The sequence below is a fragment of the Burkholderia sp. IMCC1007 genome, from assembly GCF_027257875.1.
In the GTDB taxonomy this organism is placed as follows: domain Bacteria; phylum Pseudomonadota; class Gammaproteobacteria; order Burkholderiales; family Burkholderiaceae; genus Burkholderia.
In genome coordinates this window covers 45,260-64,278 of record NZ_JAPVQY010000028.1, presented here as the reverse complement: position 1 = coordinate 64,278, position 19,019 = coordinate 45,260, and the positions used below count along the sequence as shown (strand labels likewise).

Here is a 19,019-nt window from a genome sequence, read left to right as displayed (position 1 = left end):
GGCCGCGGATGTCGTGCGCAGTGGAGCGGCTCAGCCCTGCTTGTTGCCGCCGAACATGCCGGCGAGTTGCGACAGCGCGCCGAGCACGTTCGACGTGTCGACCTGGCCGTCGGCCGGCACTTCGCCGTTCGGCGTCGCGTGATTCACGACGTGCGGCAGCACCTGCGCGAGGATCGACGATGCCTGCGACGGATCGATGCCCACCTTGCTCGCGAGCGCGCCGACGGCGTCCGAGCCGAGCACGTTCTGCAGCGTGTCCGGCGAGATCGGCTGGTTTTCGCCGTTGCCGACCCATGAGCCGATCACGTCGCCGGCGCCGCCGGCCTTGAACTTCTCGATGAGCCCGTTCAGGCCGCCCGGCTGGTTGTTGATGAATTCGAGCGCGGTCGTGATGAGCGCGCTTTGCGAGTTGCCGCCGGCCTGGCCGCCGATCAGACCGCCAACGATGTCGAGGAGACCCATGGTTCTTCACCTTCACTGAAAAGGGCGCCGTGCCGACGGCGCCCGTTGAACGAATGCCGCGCGCACGCCGTCGCGCGCGCGGCGCACATCAGGCGCCCGACGCCGCGGCGGCGGAGGCGGCCTTGTCCTTCTTGCTCTTCTTCTTCGAACCCTTCGTCGCCTTCGTGGACGACGCAGCGGCCGGTGCGCTCGCGCCCGCGTCGGCGGATGCCGCGGCAGCCGCTGCCGCCTTTTCCTTCTTCGATGCACGCTTGCTCTTGGCCGGCTTGCTGGCCGCTTCCGGTGCGCTCGCCGCCGGCGTGGGCGCCGCGATCGTGGACGTCGATGCGGTGCCCGCCGACGTCGTGGTCGACGGGGTGGCCGACGTCGTCGCGGCCGGCTTCGACAGCTTCACGCCCTTCGGCGGCGCCGACGAGCCGCCGATCGTCAGGCCGTTTTCCTCGAGATGCCCGACCGACTTCGTGCCGAGGCCCTTGACGCGATTCGCGAGATCGTCCGCATCCTTGAACGGGCCGTTCTTGGTGCGTTCGTCGATGATCGCCTTCGACTTCACGGGCCCGAGACCCTTCACCGATTCGAGCGCGGCCTGATCGGCCGTGTTGACTTCGACGGCCGCGGCAAGACCGGCGGCGAGCGACAGCGACAGCGCAACGAACAGCATCAGCAGCTTTTTCAGCATGGCAAAGGCTCCCAGGTTCCGACGGATGAATGGTTGTTGCAACGGACGGCGGGGCGACGCGTGTCCGAGCGCCGCCGTTAAGCATAGGACAAATGCGTGCCCTTTTTGAGACAAGCTGTCCGAATCTTGCTGAACGCTTGCGTCGCTGTAAAGACGGAACGCGCTGCCGGGCCGCGATTTTGACCATTCTTTACGGTGTTCGCCGATGTCCGACGGTAGCGGACGCGACGGCCGCACATTGACGCGCTGGTCGTTCGACAACGCTTGACTTAGAGTGAACTCTAACTCCTAACCTTGCTCCTGCCATGTCGAAAACCGTATCCGCACCTTCCTCTGCCGGCCCGCTGACGATCGGGCAAGTCGCCGAACTGACGGGCGTGTCGACGCACACGTTGCGGTACTACGAGCAGGCCGGGCTGCTGCGCGCGATCTCGCGCACGGCGGCAGGGCACCGGCTCTATGCGCCGGCCGATCTCGACTGGCTTGCCTTCGTGATGCGTCTGAAAGCGACCGGCATGCCGATCGCGCAGATGCAGCAGTTCGCGGCATTGCGCGCGCAAGGCGAGTCGACGTTCGGCGCGCGGCGGCGCTTGCTGGCCGCGCATCGCGACGCGGTGCGCGCGCATATCGCGGAGCTGCAGGCGAGCCTCGACGCGATCGGCGACAAGATCGCGTACTACGAGACGCAGGAGCGCGAGACGGAGCGACGGGCGAACACTGCTCAATCATCCTCGGAACAGGACGGACATCATGGAACGACTCGTTGACGATCGCTATACGCGCGGCTGGAACAAATTGAAGGAAATCGACGGCGAAGTGGGCGAACGCGTGATCGCGGCGCTCGCGCCGATCGCGCCCGACTTCGGGCGTCTGCTCGTCGAATTCGGTTTCGGCGACATTTATAGCCGGCCGCAGCTCGACCTCAAATCGCGCGAGATCGCGACGATTGCCGCACTGGCCGCGCTCGGCAACGCGCAGCCGCAACTGAAGGTACACATCGAGGCGGCGCTGAACGTCGGCTGCACGCGCGACGAAATCGTCGAGGTGTTCATGCAGATGGCCGTGTATGCAGGGTTTCCGGCCGCGCTCAACGCGTTGTTCGCCGCGCACGAAGTATTGACGCGGCGCGACGAAGCGGTCAATCACGAAGGCCGCTCGACCGAAGCGGCTGCGCACGCCGCGTGATGCGCGGGGTGTCGATGCGCTCGATGTGTCAGATGCGGTGCGGCGCGACGATCCGGTGCTTCGCGATGCGCCGGTACAGCGTCGCGCGCGAAATGCCGAGCGCGTGGGCCGCGGCATCGGGCCGCCAGCGATGCGCGGTGAGCGCCGCGACGATGCGGCCGCGCTCGTCGTCCGGCAGCGCGCCGGCCGGGCCGGCGCCGAGCTGTGCGGCGAGATCGGCCGGCAGGTCGCGCCGCGTCACGCGTGCGGCGTCGCACACCGCGCACGCATAGCGCAGCACGTTGCGCAGCTGCCGCACGTTGCCGGGCCACGGGTAGGCGGCGAGTTGCTCGGCGAGCGCCGGGTCGAGCGTGAGCACGTGGCCGGTCGCCTGCGCCTCTTCCGCGAATACCGTGGCGATCACGTCGCCCACGTCCGCGCGCTCGCGCAGCGGCGGCAGCTCGAATGTCGCGCCGCTCAGCCGGTAATACAGATCCTCGCGGAACGTGCCGTCGGCCACCATCTGCGCGAGATCGCGGTGCGTCGCGCAGATCACGTCCAGATCGACACGCACCGGCGTGTCGCTGCCGAGCGGCACGACTTCGCCGTCGGCGAGCACGCGCAACAGGCGCGTCTGCAGCGCGAGCGGCATGTCGCCGATTTCGTCGAGAAACAGCGTGCCGCCGTCGGCGAGCGCGATCTTGCCGCGCGCGCCATGCTTGCGCGCGCCGGTAAACGCGCCGGCCGCGTAGCCGAACAGTTCGCTTTCGATCAGCGCCTCGGGCAGCGCGCCGCAGTTGACCGCGACGAACGGCCGTGCGCGTCGCGCACCGGCGTCGTGGATTGCGCGGGCGAACACTTCCTTGCCCGCACCGGTTTCGCCGAGCACGAGAATCGGCAGCCGCTTGCTCGCGACACGCAGCGCGAGCTCGGCCTGCTGCGCGATGCGCGCGTCGCTGCTGTGCAGGAACGGCGTGAGCGCACCGACATGGCGCTGCGCGGTGCCGGGGCGGCGCGATACCGGGGCGGCCCGTACCGTGCCGGTATCGCGGCCGGCGCGCCGTAGCGGCGCGCGCAGCCGTGCATAAAGCGGGGCGCCGGTGGCGCGCAGCCGCAGCGCGACGATCGCGTCGAGCCGCGCGGCATCGCGCAGCGGCATCTCGGTCGCGTCGAAGATCTCGTCGATATGGCGCGGTTCGCGCAGTGCCGGCAACGCTTCGCGCGCGTGGCGGTTCGCGGCGACGATGTTGCCGCATTCGTCGAACGCGATGAGCCATTCGGGCTGCGCCTCGACGTAATGACGATTCGGATGCCCGAACAATATCCAGTGCTGCGCGGTGCTGTGCACGAAGTAGCCGTCCTCGATCAGTCCGGCACTTTGCCGCACGAGCTGATACACCAGGCGCTGGCTGTCACGGTTGTCCGGCGACTGCACCGCCGATGCATCGAGCACGCCGATCAGTTCGCCGCCCGGCGAGAAGATCGGCGCCGCGCTGCAGGTGAGCGTGGTGAACGCCGCGCGAAAGTGGTCGGTCTTGTGCACGGTGATCGGCGCGAGATCGGTCAGCACGCTCGCGACGCCGCACGTGCCTTCCTCGCTCTCCGACCAGCACGAGCCGATGTGCAGGCCCGCATGACGGAAGTCGTTGCGGCGTTCGCGGTCGATCCGGTAGTCGATCGTCACGCCGTGCGCGTCGGTCAGCATCACGCAATAGTCGGCAACGCGAATCATGTCGTGCAGGCGTGTCAGACACTGGCCCGACGCGCGCAGGAACGCTTCCTCCTTGTCGCGCACCTCGCGCAGCTCGGCGGCGGTCAGCACGCGCGGGCCGATCGACGAAGCCGGATCGAGCGCATAGCGCTCGAGCGAGCGCTGCCACGACGACACGAGGCGCGACGAGTCGGCCGGCGCGGGCAGGCGCCCGGCGAGCGCGCCGAGCACACGGTCGGCGTGCTGGGCCTGGGGGACGGCATAGGGCATGGTCGGCTCCGGTTCCGTACGGCAGGGAATTCGCTGTTCTTGTAGCACATCCGCTTCGGCGGATCACATTGCATCGCAGCATGCGCGATGCATGAGACGTTCGTCTCACCCGCATCTCAACGGGTCTCGCGCGGCTGAGACGCAGCGGCGGGCCGCACGCGGTTGCAGCCCGGATCGCGGTCGCGCACGCCGTGCCGCGTTCCGCGTGGCCTGCCGGATGGATCGGCGTGCGAGCCACGCTGCCGAAACATGCGCGCCGCGAGATCGACACGGTGAGACGCATGCGCGATTTCGCGACGCGTACGCGCGTCATGGCAGCCCATGCCGAGCCCGCGCACCGCCGCCGAGCCCGTCCGCACGCGGGTTGGGCGGTCGTTGCACACACGCTGGCACGCCGCTTGCAGATATCGCCGGCAAGCCGGGCGCAATCGCGTCGGCGACGACGATCCGCTGCTCTCGATGACGGCGGACGACACATGGAGGACCGGCGCGCGTGCCAACGCGCAAGCGCCGGCCCACTGGATGGAGACAAGCCCGTGACGACGCCCGTGACCGTCGGCGTGATCGCGAACCCCGCATCGGGGCGCGACATTCGCCGTCTGACGACGCATGCATCCGTGTTCCCGACGGCGGAAAAGGCCAACATGGTCGTGCGCCTGCTCGCCGGCCTCGGCGCGATGGGCGTCGAGCGCGTACTGACGTTGCGCGACAAGACGGGCATCGCGACGCTGCTGATGCGAGCGCTCGATACGCATCGCGCGGTCGCGCCGCACGAGCGCTGGCCCGACGTCGAATTCATCGACCTGCCGATCTCCGATACGGTCGCCGATACGCATGCCGGCGCCGTCTGCATGCGCCGGATGGAAGTCGCGCTGATCGTCGTGCTCGGCGGCGACGGCACGCATCGCGCGGTCGCCGCGCATTGCGGCGCGACGCCGCTCGTCGCGCTGTCCACCGGCACCAACAACGCGTTTCCCGAACAGCGCGAGGCGACGGTCGCAGGCGTCGCGGCCGGGCTCGCCGCGACCGGCGCCGTGCCGGCCGACGTCGCATTCACGCGCAACAAGCGGCTCGTCGTGCGCTGCACGGCCGGTTCGAACGCGGGACGCGAGGAGATCGCGCTCGTCGACGTGTGCGCGGCGCGTCAGCGCTTCATCGGCGCGCGGGCGATCTCGGGCCCCGACGACATCGACACGCTGTACCTGACGTTCGCGGAACCGGACGGCATCGGGCTGTCCGCGCTCGGCGGTGCGTGGGCGCCGCTCGAGCGCAGCGCGCCGCACGGGCTTGCGATGCGTTTTGCCGGCGACGGCAAGACGGATGGCACGCCGCTCGTCGCACCGATCGCGCCGGGGCGCGTCGATCGCGTCGTGATGCGCAGTTGCGAGCGGCTCGAACCGGGCACGTGGCAGACGATCCCGTTCGAGCACGGCACGCTCGCGTTCGACGGCGAACGCGAAATCGAGGTCGCACGCGGCGATCGCTACGAGATCGCACTCGACTGGCGGGGGCCGCTGACGGTCGACGTCGGCCGCACGCTGCGTTACGCGTCGTCGCGGCAGTTGCTGCGCAACGTCGGTGCGTGGCGTATCTGAACGCGCGTTTTTTCGACGACGCAGCGCTTTCATTCCAAACAAGCAACAAGGAGACATCGCCATGACAGCCATTCTCGAAGGACAGGTCGCCATCGTCACCGGCGGCGCGCGCGGCATCGGCCGCGGCATTGCGCTGACGCTTGCGGGCGCCGGCGCCGACATCCTGCTCGCGGATCTGCTCGACGACGCGCTCGACGCGACGGCCCGCGAGGTGCGCGCGCTCGGCCGGCGCGCGGCGGTCGCGAAGGTCGACGTCACGCAGGCCGCGCAGGTCGACGCGATGGTCGCGCAGGCGCTCGCCGACCTCGGCCGGCTCGACATCCTCGTGAACTGTGCGGGCGTGATCAGCATTCATCCGGTGTCCGAACTGACCGAGCGCGACTGGGATTTCGTGATGGACGTGAATGCGAAGGGCACGTTCCTCGGTTGCCGCGCAGCGCTCCCGCATCTGAAGGCGCAGCGCAGCGGCCGGATCATCAACGTCGCATCGATCGCCGGCAAGGAAGGGTTTCCGAATCTCGCCCACTACAGCGCATCGAAATTCGCGGTGGTCGGCTTCACGAACGCGCTGGCGAAGGAACTCGCACGCGACGGCGTGACCGTCAACGCGATCTGCCCCGGCATCGTGCGTACCTACATGTGGGACCGGCTGTCCGACGAATGGAAGACCGACGGCGAATCGGTCGAGGAGTCGTGGCAGCGGCACCAGTTGACGCTGATTCCGCAAGGCCGCGCGCAGACGCCGGAAGACATGGGCCGGCTCGCGCTGTTCTTCGCGACGATGGACAACGTGACGGGCCAGGCCGTGAACGTCGACGGCGGCTTCACGTTCCACTGACGGCCGCAGGCCGTGCAATCCGTCGCCGGGGCGTCGCCGCGGCGGCATTCGCAGTCAGACCTACCCAGGAGACACACATGACCGCTTCGACACAGCTCAGCAGGGACACACTGCTGGACGCCTACCGGCTGATGCGCACGATCCGAGAATTCGAGGAGCGTCTGCACGTGGAATTCGCGACCGGCGAGATTCCCGGCTTCGTTCACCTGTACGCGGGCGAGGAGGCGTCCGCGGTCGGCACGATGCTGCACCTCGGCCTCGACGACTACGTCGCCACCACGCACCGCGGCCACGGCCATTGCATCGCGAAAGGCGTCGACGTGCACGGGATGATGGCCGAGATCTACGGCAAGAAGACGGGCGTCTGTCACGGCAAGGGCGGCTCGATGCACATTGCCGACCTCGCGATGGGGATGCTCGGCGCGAACGGGATCGTCGGCGCGGGCGGCCCGCTCGTGTGCGGTGCGGCGCTCGCGGCCAAGCACAAGAAGACGGGCGGCGTCGGCGTGTGCTTCTTCGGCGACGGCGCGTCGAACCAGGGCGTGATCTTCGAATCGATGAACCTCGCGTCGGTGTGGCGGCTGCCCGCGATTTTCGTCGCCGAAAACAACGGCTATGCGGAAGCGACGTCGTCGAGCTGGTCGGTCGCGACCGACAACATCGCCGATCGGGCGAACGGCTTCGGAATGCCCGGTGTGATCGTCGACGGTTTCGACTTCTTCGCGGTACACGAAGCGCTCGGCGAAGCGGTCGCACGCGCGCGCAACGGTGGCGGCCCGACGCTCGTCGAGGTGAAGTTCACGCGCTATTTCGGCCACTTCGAAGGCGATGCGCAAACCTACCGCGCGCCGGGCGAAGTGCAGAAGCTGCGCGACGAGAAGGACTGCCTGAAGCATTTCGAAGCGCGCGTCGTGCGCGCCGAAGCGCTGACGACCGACGACCTGCGCGCGGTCGACGCGCAGGTGAAGGCGCTGATCGACGACGCGGTCGCGCAGGCGAAGGCCGCGCCGCTGCCCGATGCGGCCGACCTGCTGACCGACGTCTACGTGTCGTACCCGTGAGCGCGGGCTGACCCAGCAAGCCGGCACGGCGAACCGAACATTCCAGGAGACAGACATGGCAAGGAAGATCACTTATTCGCAGGCGATCAACGAGGCGCTCGCGCAGGAAATGGCGCGCGACGACAGCGTGATCGTGATGGGCGAGGACAATGCGGGCGGCGCGGGCGCGCCGGGCGAGGACGACGCATGGGGCGGCGTGCTCGGCGTGACGAAGGGGCTGTTCCACAAGTTTCCGGGCCGCGTGCTCGATACGCCGCTGTCGGAGGGCGGCTACATCGGCGCGGCGGTCGGCGCCGCCGCGTGCGGGATGCGGCCCGTCGCGGAACTGATGTTCATCGATTTCATGGGCGTGTGCTTCGACCAGATCTTCAACCAGGCCGCGAAATTCCGCTACATGTTCGGCGGCAAGGCCGTGACGCCGGTCGTGATCCGCGCGATGTACGGCGCCGGCCTGCGCGCGGCCGCGCAGCACTCGCAGATGCTCACGTCGCTGTTTACGCACATCCCGGGGCTGAAGGTCGTGTGCCCGGCGACGCCGTATGACGCGAAGGGGCTCCTGATCCAGGCGATTCGCGACAACGATCCCGTGATTTTCCTCGAGCACAAGCTGCTCTATACCCGCGAAGGCGAAGTGCCTGAGGAATCCTATGCGATTCCGTTCGGCGAGGCGAACATCGTCCGCGACGGCGACGACGCGACCATCGTCACCTACGGCCGGATGGTGCATCTCGCGACCGACGCGGCCGCGAAGCTCGCGAAGGACGGCATCCAGTGCGACGTGATCGACCTGCGCACGACGTCGCCGCTCGACGAGGAAACGATCCTCGAAAGCGCGGCGCGCACCGGGCGCGTGGTGGTCGTCGACGAAGCGAACCCGCGCTGCTCGATCGCGACCGACATCGCCGCGCTCGTCGCACAGCGCGCATTCCGTTCGCTGAAGGCGCCGATCGAGCTCGTGACCGCGCCGCATACGCCCACGCCGTTCGCCGGCGTGCTGGAAGACCTGTACATCCCGTCCGCCGATGCGATCGCGCAGGCGGTACTCAAGACGAGGAGCTGACACGATGTCGATTCACATGATCACGATGCCCAAGTGGGGGCTGTCGATGGAGCAGGGGCAGGTCAACGGCTGGCTGAAGGCGATCGGCGAGCGCGTGACGAAGGGCGACGAGGTGCTCGACGTCGAGACCGACAAGATCTCGTCGGGCGTCGAATGCGCGTTCGACGGCACGCTGCGCCGGCAGGTCGCGCAGGAGGGCGAGACGCTGCCGGTCGGTGCGCTGCTCGGCGTGGTCGCCGCGGCCGACGCGAGCGACGCCGACATCGATGCGGCGATTGCCGAATTCCAGCGCGACTTCGTGCCGAGCGCGGCTTCCGACGACGCGGCCGGCCCGCAGCCCGAGAAGGCGCAGATCGGCGGGCGCACGATCCGCTTCCTGAAGCTGGGCGACGGTTCGGGCACGCCGGCCGTGCTGATCCACGGCTTCGGCGGCGACCTGAACAACTGGCTGTTCAACCACGCAGAGCTCGCCGCGCATCGGCCCGTATGGGCGCTCGACTTGCCCGGCCACGGCGAATCGGGCAAGGCGGTCGAGACCGGCAGCCTCGACGAGCTGGCCGACGCGGTGCTCGCGCTGCTCGATGCGCAGCACATCGAGCGCGTGCACCTGATCGGCCATTCGATGGGCGGTGCGGTCGCGATGACGGTGGCCGAGCGCGCGCCGCAATGCGTCGCATCGCTGACGCTGATCGCGAGCGCCGGGCTCGGCACCGAGATCAACCGCGGCTACATCGACGGCTTCGTCGCCGGCAACAGCCGCAACACGCTGAAGCCGCACCTCGGCGCGCTGTTCGCGGACAACGCGCTCGTCACGCGGCAACTGGTCGAGGATCTCGTCAAGTACAAGCGGCTCGAAGGCGTGCAGGCGGCGCTCGAGAAGATCGCGAACGCTGCGTTCGACGGCGCCGCGCAGCGCCGCGTGTTCCGCGACCGGCTCGCGTCGCTTGCGCCGCGCACGCTCGTGATCTGGGGCGAGCGCGACCAGGTGATTCCCGCGCAGCACGCGCAGGGCTTGCCGGACGGCGTGCGTGCCGAGGTGATCGCTGGCAGCGGTCACATGGTGCAGATGGAGGCGGCTGCCGACGTGAACCGCCTGATCGTCGCCTTCCTCGGAGACTGACGATGGCCGCCGCGCTCGAACGACCCAGCTTCACCGCGCTCGGCCAGCCGGGCGCGCGGAGCCGCGACAAGCTCGCGCGCATTCCGGTGCGCGTCGAGCCCGCGGCCGGCGCGGCGCTGCCGAAGCCGCCGTGGCTGCGGGCGCGGCCGATGATGAGCGGGGCGGTCGCCGACATGGCGGCCGTGCTGCGCGATCACCGGCTGCATTCCGTCTGCGAGGAGGCGATGTGCCCGAACATCGGCGAATGCTTCGCGCAGCGCACGGCGACCTTCATGATCATGGGCGGCCTGTGTACGCGGCGCTGCCCGTTCTGCGACGTCGCGCACGGCCGTCCCGAGCCGCTCGACCCGGACGAGCCCGCGCGGCTCGCCGACGCGGTCGCGGCGCTCGGGCTGCGCTATGTCGTGATCACGTCGGTCGATCGCGACGACCTGCGCGACGGCGGTGCCGCGCATTTCGCCGCGTGCATCGCGGCGGTGCGCGCGAGCGTGCCGGGTATCGGCGTCGAGGTGCTGACGCCCGACTTCCGCGGCCGCGTCGCGCGTGCGCTCGACGCGTTGTCGGCGGCGTGGCCGGACGTGTTCAATCACAACATCGAGACGGTGCCGTCGCTATATCGGGCGGCGCGGCCGGGCGCCGACTATCGCGGCTCGCTCGAACTGCTTGCGCAGGCGAAGGCCGCGCGGCCGACGCTCGTGACGAAATCGGGATTGATGCTCGGGCTCGGCGAGCGCGACGACGAAGTGCGGGACACGCTGCGCGAGCTGCGTGCGCACGAGGTCGACGTGCTCACGCTCGGCCAGTACCTCGCCCCGTCCGCGCACCATTTGCCGGTGCGGCGCTACGTGAGTCCGGACGCGTTCGCAGCGTGGCGCTCCGAGGGGCTTGCGCTCGGTTTCAGGGAAGTGGTGGCGGGCCCGCTCGTGCGCTCGTCGTATCACGCGGCCGACGTGCTGGAGGACGCGTAGGCTCGGCCGCGCGTCACGCGCGCACGGGCAGGTGGGCGCCGCTTACGCGGCGCAGGTACAGCGCGAGCCCCGCGCCCGCCAGCATCAGGCTGATCGTGTTGGCGAACCAGAAGCCCCGCGCGCCCGTCAGCCATGCGGGTGCGATGCCGCCGACGTCGAAGCCGATCACGTAGCCGCCGCCGAGCCCGACGCCCCACAGCGCGACCGCGTAGATCACGGTCGGCACGACCGCGACCTTGTACGCGCGCAGCACGAACGCGGACGTGATCTGCAGCGCGTCGAAGAAGTGGTAGCAGGTGACGATCGCGACGAGCGGCAGCGCGGCGGCTGCGACGGCCGGATTCGGCGTGTAGCCGCTGACGATCAGTGGCCGCAGCGTGAACACGAGCACGCCGTAGGCGGCGGCGATCCCGCACGCGAGCATCACGCTGTGGCGTCCGAGCAGCCGTGCCTCGTCGGGGCGGCCCGCGCCGAGCGCGCGCGCGACGAGCGTCGACGCCGCCACGCCGATCGACAGCGGCGTCATGTACAGCACCGCGCCGATGTTGCCGGCGATCTGGTGGCCGGCAAGCGTGGTCGTGCCGAACTGTGCGATGAAGAGCGCCATGCAGGTGTACGACGTGACTTCGATCAGGTACGACAGGCCCATCGGCACCCCGAGCTTCAGGATCGCCTTCTGGCGCATCCACACGGGCCAGCAGAAGCGCGAGAAGATCGACAGCGGCGCGAATACGTCGAGCTTCGCGAGCAGCGTGAAGCCGATCAGCGCGAGCGCCCAGTTGATCAGCGTGCTCGCGAGCCCGCAGCCGGGGCCGCCGAGCGCCGGCACGCCGTAGCCGCCGAAGATGAACCACACGTTCAGCGGAAACTTGAGCAGCAGCGCGCCGATCTGCAGGATCATCGCGAGGCGCGGCTTGCCGGCCGCGTTGGTCAGCGCGTTGTAGATCCGGAATACGAGGCTCGCCGGCAGGCCGTACGACAGGATGCGCAGGTAATCGACGGTGCGGTCGTGCAGCGCGGGCGGCGCATGCGCGATACGCAGCAACGGTTCGGGAAAATGCAGCAGGAGGAAGCCGGGCATTGCGAGCATCAGCGCGAGCCACAGCGCCTGGCGCACTTCCTCGCCGATCTCCGCATAGCGCCGCGCGCCGTACAGTTGGCCGGTGATCGGCTGCAGCGCGGACAAGATGCCCGTCATGCCGATGTAGACGGACACGTAGATCGACGAACCGAGCCCGAGCGCGGCCAGGTCGGTGGCCGAGTAGCGGCCGACCATGGCCGTGTCGATCACGCCGAATGCGATGATCGCGAGCTGGCCGACGAGTACCGGCCATGCGAGGCCGACGATCCGGCGGATGTCGGCGAACATCGTCAATCGACCACCCGATGGCGCGCGCCGCGCCGCTTGATCGGCGCCTTCGGCCGTTCGATCCGCTCGTACAGGCGGAAGCGCTCGTCGCGGTCGGCGACGCGGCGGCCTTCCCACACGAGACGCCACACGTATTCCGACATCGCGCTCGGTTCGCCGAAGTCCGAGCGGTCCTGGCGCAGGATCACGTCGCAGTCGCCCGAGAATTCGAAGTGCATGTCGCCGAAGTACGCGAAGGTCGCGATCTGCGCATCGCCGAGCCGCACGGGCGCGATGCACTCGTAGTCCTTCGGCAGATGCGATGCGATCTGTTGCGCGACGTCGCTGTAGGTCCGGCCGTAGTTGACGATCGGCAGCCACAGCGTCATCAGCAACACCCACATCAGCGTGGTGCCCGCGCCCGACAGCACGACGCTGCGCCACAGCACCTTCGGCTGGCGCGAGATGCGCCAGCGCGCGAGCAGGACCCAGCACACGGTGACGATCACCGCGCAGACGAACGACAGGATCTTGAAGTGCGGCTCGTAACCCGGCACGAGGCGCGCGAGGTTGCGCGCGAGCGGGTGCGGGAAGCCGGTGAGCGATGCGAGCCACACCAGCCACACGAAGGTGCCGAGGATCGTGAAGCTCAGCACCGCGAACCAGTCGATCGCGTTGATCGCGCCGCGCTTGAGGGTCGGCAGCGCGAAGGTCGCGACCACCGCGAGCGGCGGCAGCAGCAGCATGTACATGCGGTTCGACTGCTGGCTCTGCAGGATCACGAGCGCGACGAGTGGCACCACGACCGACAGCGGAATCGCGATGTGCGCGCGCCGGCGCATGCCGGCCCAGCTCCACCACGCCCAGATCGCAAGCGGCCACGCGGGCCACGTGAAGAGCGGCAGGTTCTTCGCCGCATAGCCGAGTACCGCGGTCGGCGGGCCCGAGAAGCGCATCAGGCTGCCGTGGATCCACTGGTTGAAGAACCATGCGGCGTCGTCGGGAGCCGCGTGGAGCGCGGCGAGCGGCCACAGCGCGAAGATCGCGGCCGCGACCGGCACGCCGATCAGCGGCAGGCGCAGATTGCGCATCTCCGGCGTGACGAGCCACAGCGCGGCCGTGCCGGCGAGCAGCGCGACGACCAGCACGGGGTTGCCGGACAGCGCGACGAGGCCGATCGCGACGCCCCACCACAGCGCGCCCTGCATCGGCTTGTCGATGCCGCGCACGATCCCGTACACGAGCATCGCGATCCACGCGAACTGCGCAAGCTGCGGCGTCGTCTCGTGGCCGCGTTCCGCGAGTCCGAAGCAGGCGACGAGAATCAGCAGCGCGCCGTCGGCGAGCGTGCGGCCGTAGTCGCGCGGCTCGGGCTCGCCGCCGAATGCGTACTTGAACGGCTGGACTTCGGCGCGCCGGCCGAGCAGGTAGGCGGCGTACCAGACGAACGCGCACGCGATGCAGAACAGCACGCCCGTGTCGACGCGCGATGCGTTGCTCGCGTCGACCCACGGCGCGAGCGCGCGGATCGACAGCGCACCGAGCCAGTAGCCGAGCGGGCCGTCCGTCGTAATGAACTTGCCGACGAGATTCGGCAGCAGCCAGTCGTGCCACTGGCCGGTGGCCATCGTCCACATCACGCCGAAGCCCGCCGCGTCCTCGTTTTTCCACGGGTCGCGGCCGAACAGGCCGAACGCCGCGTAGACGAGGCACAGCGTGAGCAGCAGCCAGCGCGGCAGCGCGCGCGTGGCGGAGGCGGTCAGACGAACGACAGGCTTCATGCAGATGAGCGATTTGTTATGAGCGGGCGGCCGGCGCAACCGTGCGCGGGCGCGCCGATTTCGAGCATCCGGCATTGTAGACGCGCCGGACGGTGCGCGTCAGACGATTGCCCCGGTGCCGACAGACGGCTTTCCGGCGAGCGGAGACAAAAAAGGGCAGCCTGGGCTGCCCTTTCGTGCGGAACCGGTGCGTTGCCGCCGCCGGATCGGTGCAAAGCTTACTTCGCTGCAGCCTTGCCGTTGGCGCGTGCGCCGAACTTGTTCTTGAACTTCTCGACACGGCCTGCCGTGTCCATGATCTTTTGCTGACCCGTGTAGAACGAGTGCGATTCCGACGACACTTCGATCTTGGCGAGCGGGTAGGTCTTGCCTTCGTGCTCGATGGTTTCACGCGTCTGGATCGTCGAGCGCGTGATGAACTTGAAGCCGTTCGACATGTCTTGGAAGACGACTTCGCGGTAATTCGGGTGGATGCCTTCTTTCATGGTCTTTCCTTGGTGAGAGCGGTAGCCAACCCGCCGCTTGCCGTGCCGGATCGCGCAATTTGCGCAAATCAGCGGACGTCAAGCCCGGCGCGAGCCACTTGCCTAAGGTCGAAAAACGGCGATTATGCCAGAAAATCAGACGGTTGACGAATAATTTTCAGGGTGCGTCGAGCGCGCCGGTGCCGGCCGGATCCTGCCGGTAGTAGTGCGCGAGCAGCCGGTACAGCTCCGGAAATTCGGACTCGAACGCTTTCGGGCGCACGAACAGCGCTTCGCTGCATACCGCGAAGAATTCCGACGGATGGTCGGCCGCATAGGGATCGATCAGCGAGTCGCGCTCGAAGCGCGCCCACGCGCGGTCCGGCACCGCGTCGACCCGTGCGCAGAACTGATCGTACGCGTGTTCGAACACGTCGGCCCAGGCTTGCGAATCGAGGTGCGGCGCGTGCCAGCGGCGAAAGAGCGGCGGATAGCCGTCGGCTGCGCCGTTCACCATGTCGATCTTGTGCGCGAACTCGTGGATCACGACGTTGTACGCGTCGCGGCCGTCCGTCATCTGCGCGTCTTCCCACGACAGGATCACGGGGCCGCCTTCCCAGGCCTCGCCGCTGGCATCCTGCTCGACTTCATGCACGACGCCGTCCTCGTCCTGCACGGTCTTGCGGATCAAGAATTCGCCCGGATACACGACGACGCCGACCCAGCCGTCGTACAGCGACAAATCGAGGTTCAGCACCGGCAGGCAGGCCTGCGCGGCGATCGCGACGATCATCGCATCGGTGAGCTCGAGCCCGTGCGCGGTCGAAAACGACTTCTTCGCGATGAACAGGCTCGTCAGCTCGCGCAGCCGGCCGATGTCGCCCGGCGGCAGCGCGGCGAGGAACGGCAGCCGCTCGACGGTTTGCTGCCACAGCGCATCAGGAATCGGATGGCTGCGCAGCGCGCGGTCGCGGCGGCGATCATCGAACCAGCGGGTCAGTTTCGAAAGCATGGAGGCGGGGTGCGGAAATCCAAAGCCTGTCTTTTAACTCAATCGATCTCTTTTTGCCATGCCGCAAAAAGGCCGCCGACGAGCGCGACGCCCGCGAGGAAATAGAAGCCGTCGAGCGATGCGAGGAACGACGCCTGCTGCGCGACCATCCGCGCGATCGATCCGATCGCGAGGCCGTGCGCTTCCGCCAGCGCGTGGCCGGCCGCCGCATAGCTGCGCGTGAGGGCGTCGACCGTTTGCTGGAACGCCGGCTCGAACACGTTGGCGCGCTCGACGAGCCGCGTCTGGTGCACGGCCACGCGGTGCTGCTCGACGATGATCACCGACGATGTCGCGAACGAAATCGTCAGCTGTCGCACGATGTTCTTCAGCCGGTAGCCGTGCGTGTATTCGTCGATCGCGAAGATGCGAAACGTCAGGTTCGCGACGGGCAGCACGATGAACAGCAGCAGCAGCCCGCGCAGCAGCAGCGGGCCGATCAGCGCGGCCTCGCCGACCTGCGGCGTCATCCGCGTCATCCACAGTGCGGCGACGATCGCGATCGCGAACCCCGGCACGACGAACCATTTCTTGTGCGTGACGAGCTTCGCGTAGCGCAGATAGGCGAACAGCGCGGTGGCCGAGATCAGCGACATCGTGCCGACCAGCCGTCCTGCATTCTCGACCGGATAGCCAAGGCCGCCTTCGAGCAGCCGCGAGGTCAGGTAACTGAAAGCCGTCGACTCGTAGTAATAGAACATGTACAGCAGCAGCCCGACCTGGAATGTGCGCTCGCGCAGCGCATGCAGCCGCACCAGCGGCGTCGGATGGTTCCACTGGTGATACGCGAACCACGCGAGCGCGCCGAGCCCTGCGATCGTCAGCAGGATCAGCGTCGGCGAGCCGCTGTAGAGCTGGTAGTGCACCTGCTGCAGCACGATCTGCAGCGCGCCTTGCGCGAGCGCGAACACGACGTACGGCCAGAAGTGCCCGGAGCCGCGTTCGTCGTCGGGCGTCCTGCCCGAATCGGGCAGCGTGAGCAGCGCGAGGATCGCGAACGCGATGCCGGCGGGCGCCGTCCACGCGAACAGCGCGCGCCACGTCGAATGCGCGACGAGCAGCCCGCCGACGATCGGTGCAAGCGCGCTGCCGAGCAGGATCATGATCAGGAACGCGCGCGTCGCAGGCGGCCGTTCCTGCGGCTTGAAGCTGATCTGGATCAGGATCCGGCACGCGCCCATCATCGGCCCGATGAAATAGCCCTGAAAGCCGCGCGCGAACGCGAGTTCGAGCGACGTGTCGGCGAGTGCGGCCGCGATCGCGCCCAGCGAGAACATCAGCATGCAGCCGGCGACGTAGCGGCGATGCCCGAGCCGGTCGACCCACCATTGCTGCTGCAGGATGCCGAGCACGGCCATGACCGCATACGCGCTCGACGACCACACGAGCTCGTCGGGCGACGCGTTGATGCCTCCGGCAATGTAGCTCGCGAAGAACGAAAAGGCCGCGTTGTCGAAATAGTCGATGCCGGTGACCAGCGCGAGCGCCCACGGGAACAGGTCCGCACGCAGGTTCGCGCGGCTCCACAGCGGCGAGCGGTCGGGCGCGACGTTCATGTGCGCGCGTTGCGCGTGCGGCGCGTGCCGGCTTCGGCCTGCCGCTGCGCGATCAGCGTATCGGCGTTTTCGCCGGCGAGACGCCGTTCGATGTAGTCGATATCGTGCTGCAGCTCCTTGCGCAGCGCGACGGCATCCTTCAGCTCGCGCTGGACGGCCGCGATCCGTTCGTCGAGCGTGTCGATCTGTTCGGCGAGGCCGGCGCGGATCTCGCGCAGCGACGTGTCCGAATAGCGGCGCCGGCCGTCGCCCGTTTCTTCGAGCGGGCGCTTGAGCATCTCGGTGATGCCGTGCAGCGAGAAGCCGAGCGAGCGCAGCCGCAGGATGCGGGCGAAGCGCTCGAGGTCGGCCTCGTCGTACAGCCGGTAGCGGCCGCCGCTGCGCGACGGCGTGACGAGCCCGCGCTCTTCGTAGTACTTCAGCGTGCGGGGCGTGACGCCGAGCCGCGAGGCGGCGTCGCTTACGGTCAGCAGCGAAGGAGAGGTGTCGTTCGGCATCGGGGCAGGGCGGGAATTAGTCAGCGGGATGACGCGATTATAGATCAACCTGTACGTTCACGTTCAGGTTGAGGCAAAAAAACGGCCGCCGGCGAAACGCGCGGGCGGCCGTTGCTGCGGGCGGGGGCGCTTAGCCGCCGCGGCGCATCAGGTCGAAGAACTCGGAGTTGCTCTTCGTCTGGCGGATCTTGTCGAGCAGGAATTCCATTGCCTCGACTTCGTCCATGTCGTGGATGAACTTGCGCAGCACCCAGATCTTCTGAAGGATCTCGGGCTTGATCAGCATTTCTTCGCGACGCGTGCCCGACTTGTTCAGGTTGATCGACGGATACACGCGCTTTTCCGCGAGACGGCGCTCGAGGTGCACTTCCATGTTGCCGGTGCCCTTGAACTCTTCGTAGATCACGTCGTCCATGCGGCTGCCGGTTTCGATCAGCGCGGTGCCGATGATCGTCAGCGAGCCGCCTTCCTCGATGTTGCGCGCCGCGCCGAAGAAGCGCTTCGGACGCTGCAGCGCGTTCGCGTCGACACCGCCCGTCAGCACCTTGCCCGACGCCGGGATCACGGTGTTGTACGCACGGGCGAGACGCGTGATCGAGTCGAGCAGAATCACGACGTCGTGCTTCATTTCGACGAGGCGCTTGGCCTTCTCGATCACCATTTCGGCGACCTGCACGTGGCGCGTGGCCGGTTCGTCGAACGTCGATGCGATCACTTCGCCGGCGACCGAACGCTGCATTTCCGTCACTTCTTCCGGACGCTCGTCGATCAGCAGCACGAACAGGATCACGTCCGGGTGGTTCTGCTTGATCGCGTGCGCGATGTGCTGGAGCATCACGGTCTTGCCCGACTTCGGCGACGCGACGAGCAGGCCGCGCTGGCCCTTGCCGATCGGCGCGATCATGTCGATGATGCGGCCCGTGACGTTTTCCTCGCCGCGCATTTCGCGCTCGAGCGACAGCGGCTTGTTCGGGTGCAGCGGCGTGAGGTTCTCGAACATGATCTTGTGTTTCGAGGCCTCGGGCGGCTGCCCGTTGACTTTGTCGACCTTCACCAGCGCGAAGTAGCGCTCGCCGTCCTTCGGCGTGCGGACTTCACCTTCGATGGTGTCGCCGGTGTGCAGGTTGAAGCGGCGGATCTGCGACGGGCTGATGTAGATGTCGTCGGTGCTCGCGAGGTACGACATTTCCGGCGAGCGCAGGAAGCCGAAGCCGTCCGGCAGCACTTCGAGCGTACCGTCGCCGAAGATCGTCTCTCCCGTCTTGGCGCGCTTTTTGAGAATGGCGAACATCAGCTCCTGCTTGCGCAGGCGGTTCGCGTTTTCGATCTCCAGGCCGTTGGCCATTTCGATCAGTTCGGAGACGTGCAGAGACTTGAGCTCGGATAAATGCATA

General features: G+C 68.0%; 18 protein-coding genes. 8 read left to right on the top strand and 10 right to left on the bottom strand.

The features are described from left to right. Positions 1-30: 30 nt before the first annotated feature. Both O1Q03_RS22805 and O1Q03_RS22800 read right to left on the bottom strand, forming a co-directional pair. Positions 31-462, bottom strand: coding sequence for a YidB family protein (locus tag O1Q03_RS22805; protein WP_269506301.1), 432 nt, complete (start codon positions 460-462; stop codon positions 31-33). A gap of 88 nt (positions 463-550) precedes the next feature. Then, the gene (locus O1Q03_RS22800) at positions 551-1,141 is read right to left on the bottom strand and encodes a ComEA family DNA-binding protein (RefSeq protein WP_269506300.1); all 591 of its coding nucleotides are present in this window, start codon (positions 1,139-1,141) and stop codon (positions 551-553) included. Between the two features lie 305 nt (positions 1,142-1,446). On the opposite strand from O1Q03_RS22800, the gene O1Q03_RS22795 reads away from it, so the two are divergent. Both O1Q03_RS22795 and O1Q03_RS22790 read left to right on the top strand, forming a co-directional pair. Further along, entirely contained in the window at positions 1,447-1,908 is a 462-nt protein-coding gene (locus tag O1Q03_RS22795; RefSeq protein WP_269506299.1) for a MerR family transcriptional regulator, read from the top strand. Continuing rightward, positions 1,892-2,326: a carboxymuconolactone decarboxylase family protein gene (locus O1Q03_RS22790; protein ID WP_269506298.1), complete on the top strand. Its 435-nt coding sequence runs from the start codon at positions 1,892-1,894 to the stop codon at positions 2,324-2,326. The genes O1Q03_RS22795 and O1Q03_RS22790 overlap by 17 nt, the downstream gene beginning before the upstream one ends. Positions 2,327-2,354: 28 nt before the next feature. Here O1Q03_RS22790 and O1Q03_RS22785 read toward each other — a convergent pair whose 3' ends face one another. Next, complete coding sequence (locus tag O1Q03_RS22785; RefSeq protein ID WP_269506297.1) at positions 2,355-4,286, bottom strand: sigma-54-dependent Fis family transcriptional regulator; 1,932 nt, start codon at positions 4,284-4,286, stop codon at positions 2,355-2,357. A gap of 536 nt (positions 4,287-4,822) precedes the next feature. On the opposite strand from O1Q03_RS22785, the gene O1Q03_RS22780 reads away from it, so the two are divergent. The 6 genes from O1Q03_RS22780 (at position 4,823) to lipA (ending at position 10,928) form a co-directional block, all read left to right on the top strand. Next, positions 4,823-5,881, top strand: a complete 1,059-nt coding sequence (locus tag O1Q03_RS22780; protein ID WP_269506296.1) for an ATP-NAD kinase family protein — start codon at positions 4,823-4,825, stop codon at positions 5,879-5,881. Positions 5,882-5,942: 61 nt separating this feature from the next. Next, on the top strand, positions 5,943-6,719 hold the full coding sequence (locus tag O1Q03_RS22775) for an SDR family NAD(P)-dependent oxidoreductase (protein WP_269506295.1): 777 nt from the start codon (positions 5,943-5,945) through the stop codon (positions 6,717-6,719). A 77-nt stretch (positions 6,720-6,796) separates the two neighbouring features. Next, complete coding sequence (locus O1Q03_RS22770; RefSeq protein WP_269506294.1) at positions 6,797-7,780, top strand: thiamine pyrophosphate-dependent dehydrogenase E1 component subunit alpha; 984 nt, start codon at positions 6,797-6,799, stop codon at positions 7,778-7,780. 55 nt (positions 7,781-7,835) lie between these two features. Then, positions 7,836-8,840, top strand: coding sequence for an alpha-ketoacid dehydrogenase subunit beta (locus tag O1Q03_RS22765; protein WP_269506293.1), 1,005 nt, complete (start codon positions 7,836-7,838; stop codon positions 8,838-8,840). Between the two features lie 4 nt (positions 8,841-8,844). After that, the gene (locus O1Q03_RS22760) at positions 8,845-9,960 is read left to right on the top strand and encodes an acetoin dehydrogenase dihydrolipoyllysine-residue acetyltransferase subunit (protein ID WP_269506292.1); all 1,116 of its coding nucleotides are present in this window, start codon (positions 8,845-8,847) and stop codon (positions 9,958-9,960) included. A gap of 2 nt (positions 9,961-9,962) precedes the next feature. Beyond that, positions 9,963-10,928, top strand: a complete 966-nt coding sequence (gene lipA, locus O1Q03_RS22755) for a lipoyl synthase (RefSeq protein WP_269506291.1) — start codon at positions 9,963-9,965, stop codon at positions 10,926-10,928. Between the two features lie 13 nt (positions 10,929-10,941). Here lipA and O1Q03_RS22750 read toward each other — a convergent pair whose 3' ends face one another. The 7 genes from O1Q03_RS22750 to rho all read right to left on the bottom strand — a co-directional run bounded on the left by O1Q03_RS22750 (position 10,942) and on the right by rho (position 19,018). Then, complete coding sequence (locus tag O1Q03_RS22750) at positions 10,942-12,297, bottom strand: MATE family efflux transporter (protein WP_269506290.1); 1,356 nt, start codon at positions 12,295-12,297, stop codon at positions 10,942-10,944. 2 nt (positions 12,298-12,299) lie between these two features. Next, positions 12,300-14,132, bottom strand: a complete 1,833-nt coding sequence (locus tag O1Q03_RS22745) for an ArnT family glycosyltransferase (RefSeq protein WP_269506289.1) — start codon at positions 14,130-14,132, stop codon at positions 12,300-12,302. Positions 14,133-14,275: 143 nt separating this feature from the next. Then, a complete protein-coding gene (locus O1Q03_RS22740; RefSeq protein WP_175684436.1) occupies positions 14,276-14,542 on the bottom strand; it encodes a type B 50S ribosomal protein L31 in 267 nt (88 codons plus the stop codon). Positions 14,543-14,699: 157 nt separating this feature from the next. Beyond that, complete coding sequence (locus O1Q03_RS22735; RefSeq protein WP_269506288.1) at positions 14,700-15,533, bottom strand: zinc-dependent peptidase; 834 nt, start codon at positions 15,531-15,533, stop codon at positions 14,700-14,702. 38 nt (positions 15,534-15,571) lie between these two features. Further along, on the bottom strand, positions 15,572-17,128 hold the full coding sequence (locus O1Q03_RS22730) for an MFS transporter (protein ID WP_269506286.1): 1,557 nt from the start codon (positions 17,126-17,128) through the stop codon (positions 15,572-15,574). Next, positions 17,125-17,625 (bottom strand): MerR family transcriptional regulator, encoded by a 501-nt coding sequence (locus O1Q03_RS22725; protein WP_269506284.1) that lies wholly within the window; start codon positions 17,623-17,625, stop codon positions 17,125-17,127. Before O1Q03_RS22725 ends, O1Q03_RS22730 begins: the two co-directional genes overlap by 4 nt. A 130-nt stretch (positions 17,626-17,755) precedes the next feature. Then, entirely contained in the window at positions 17,756-19,018 is a 1,263-nt protein-coding gene (gene rho, locus O1Q03_RS22720) for a transcription termination factor Rho (RefSeq protein ID WP_006478662.1), read from the bottom strand. Between the last annotated feature and the right edge of the window lies 1 nt (position 19,019).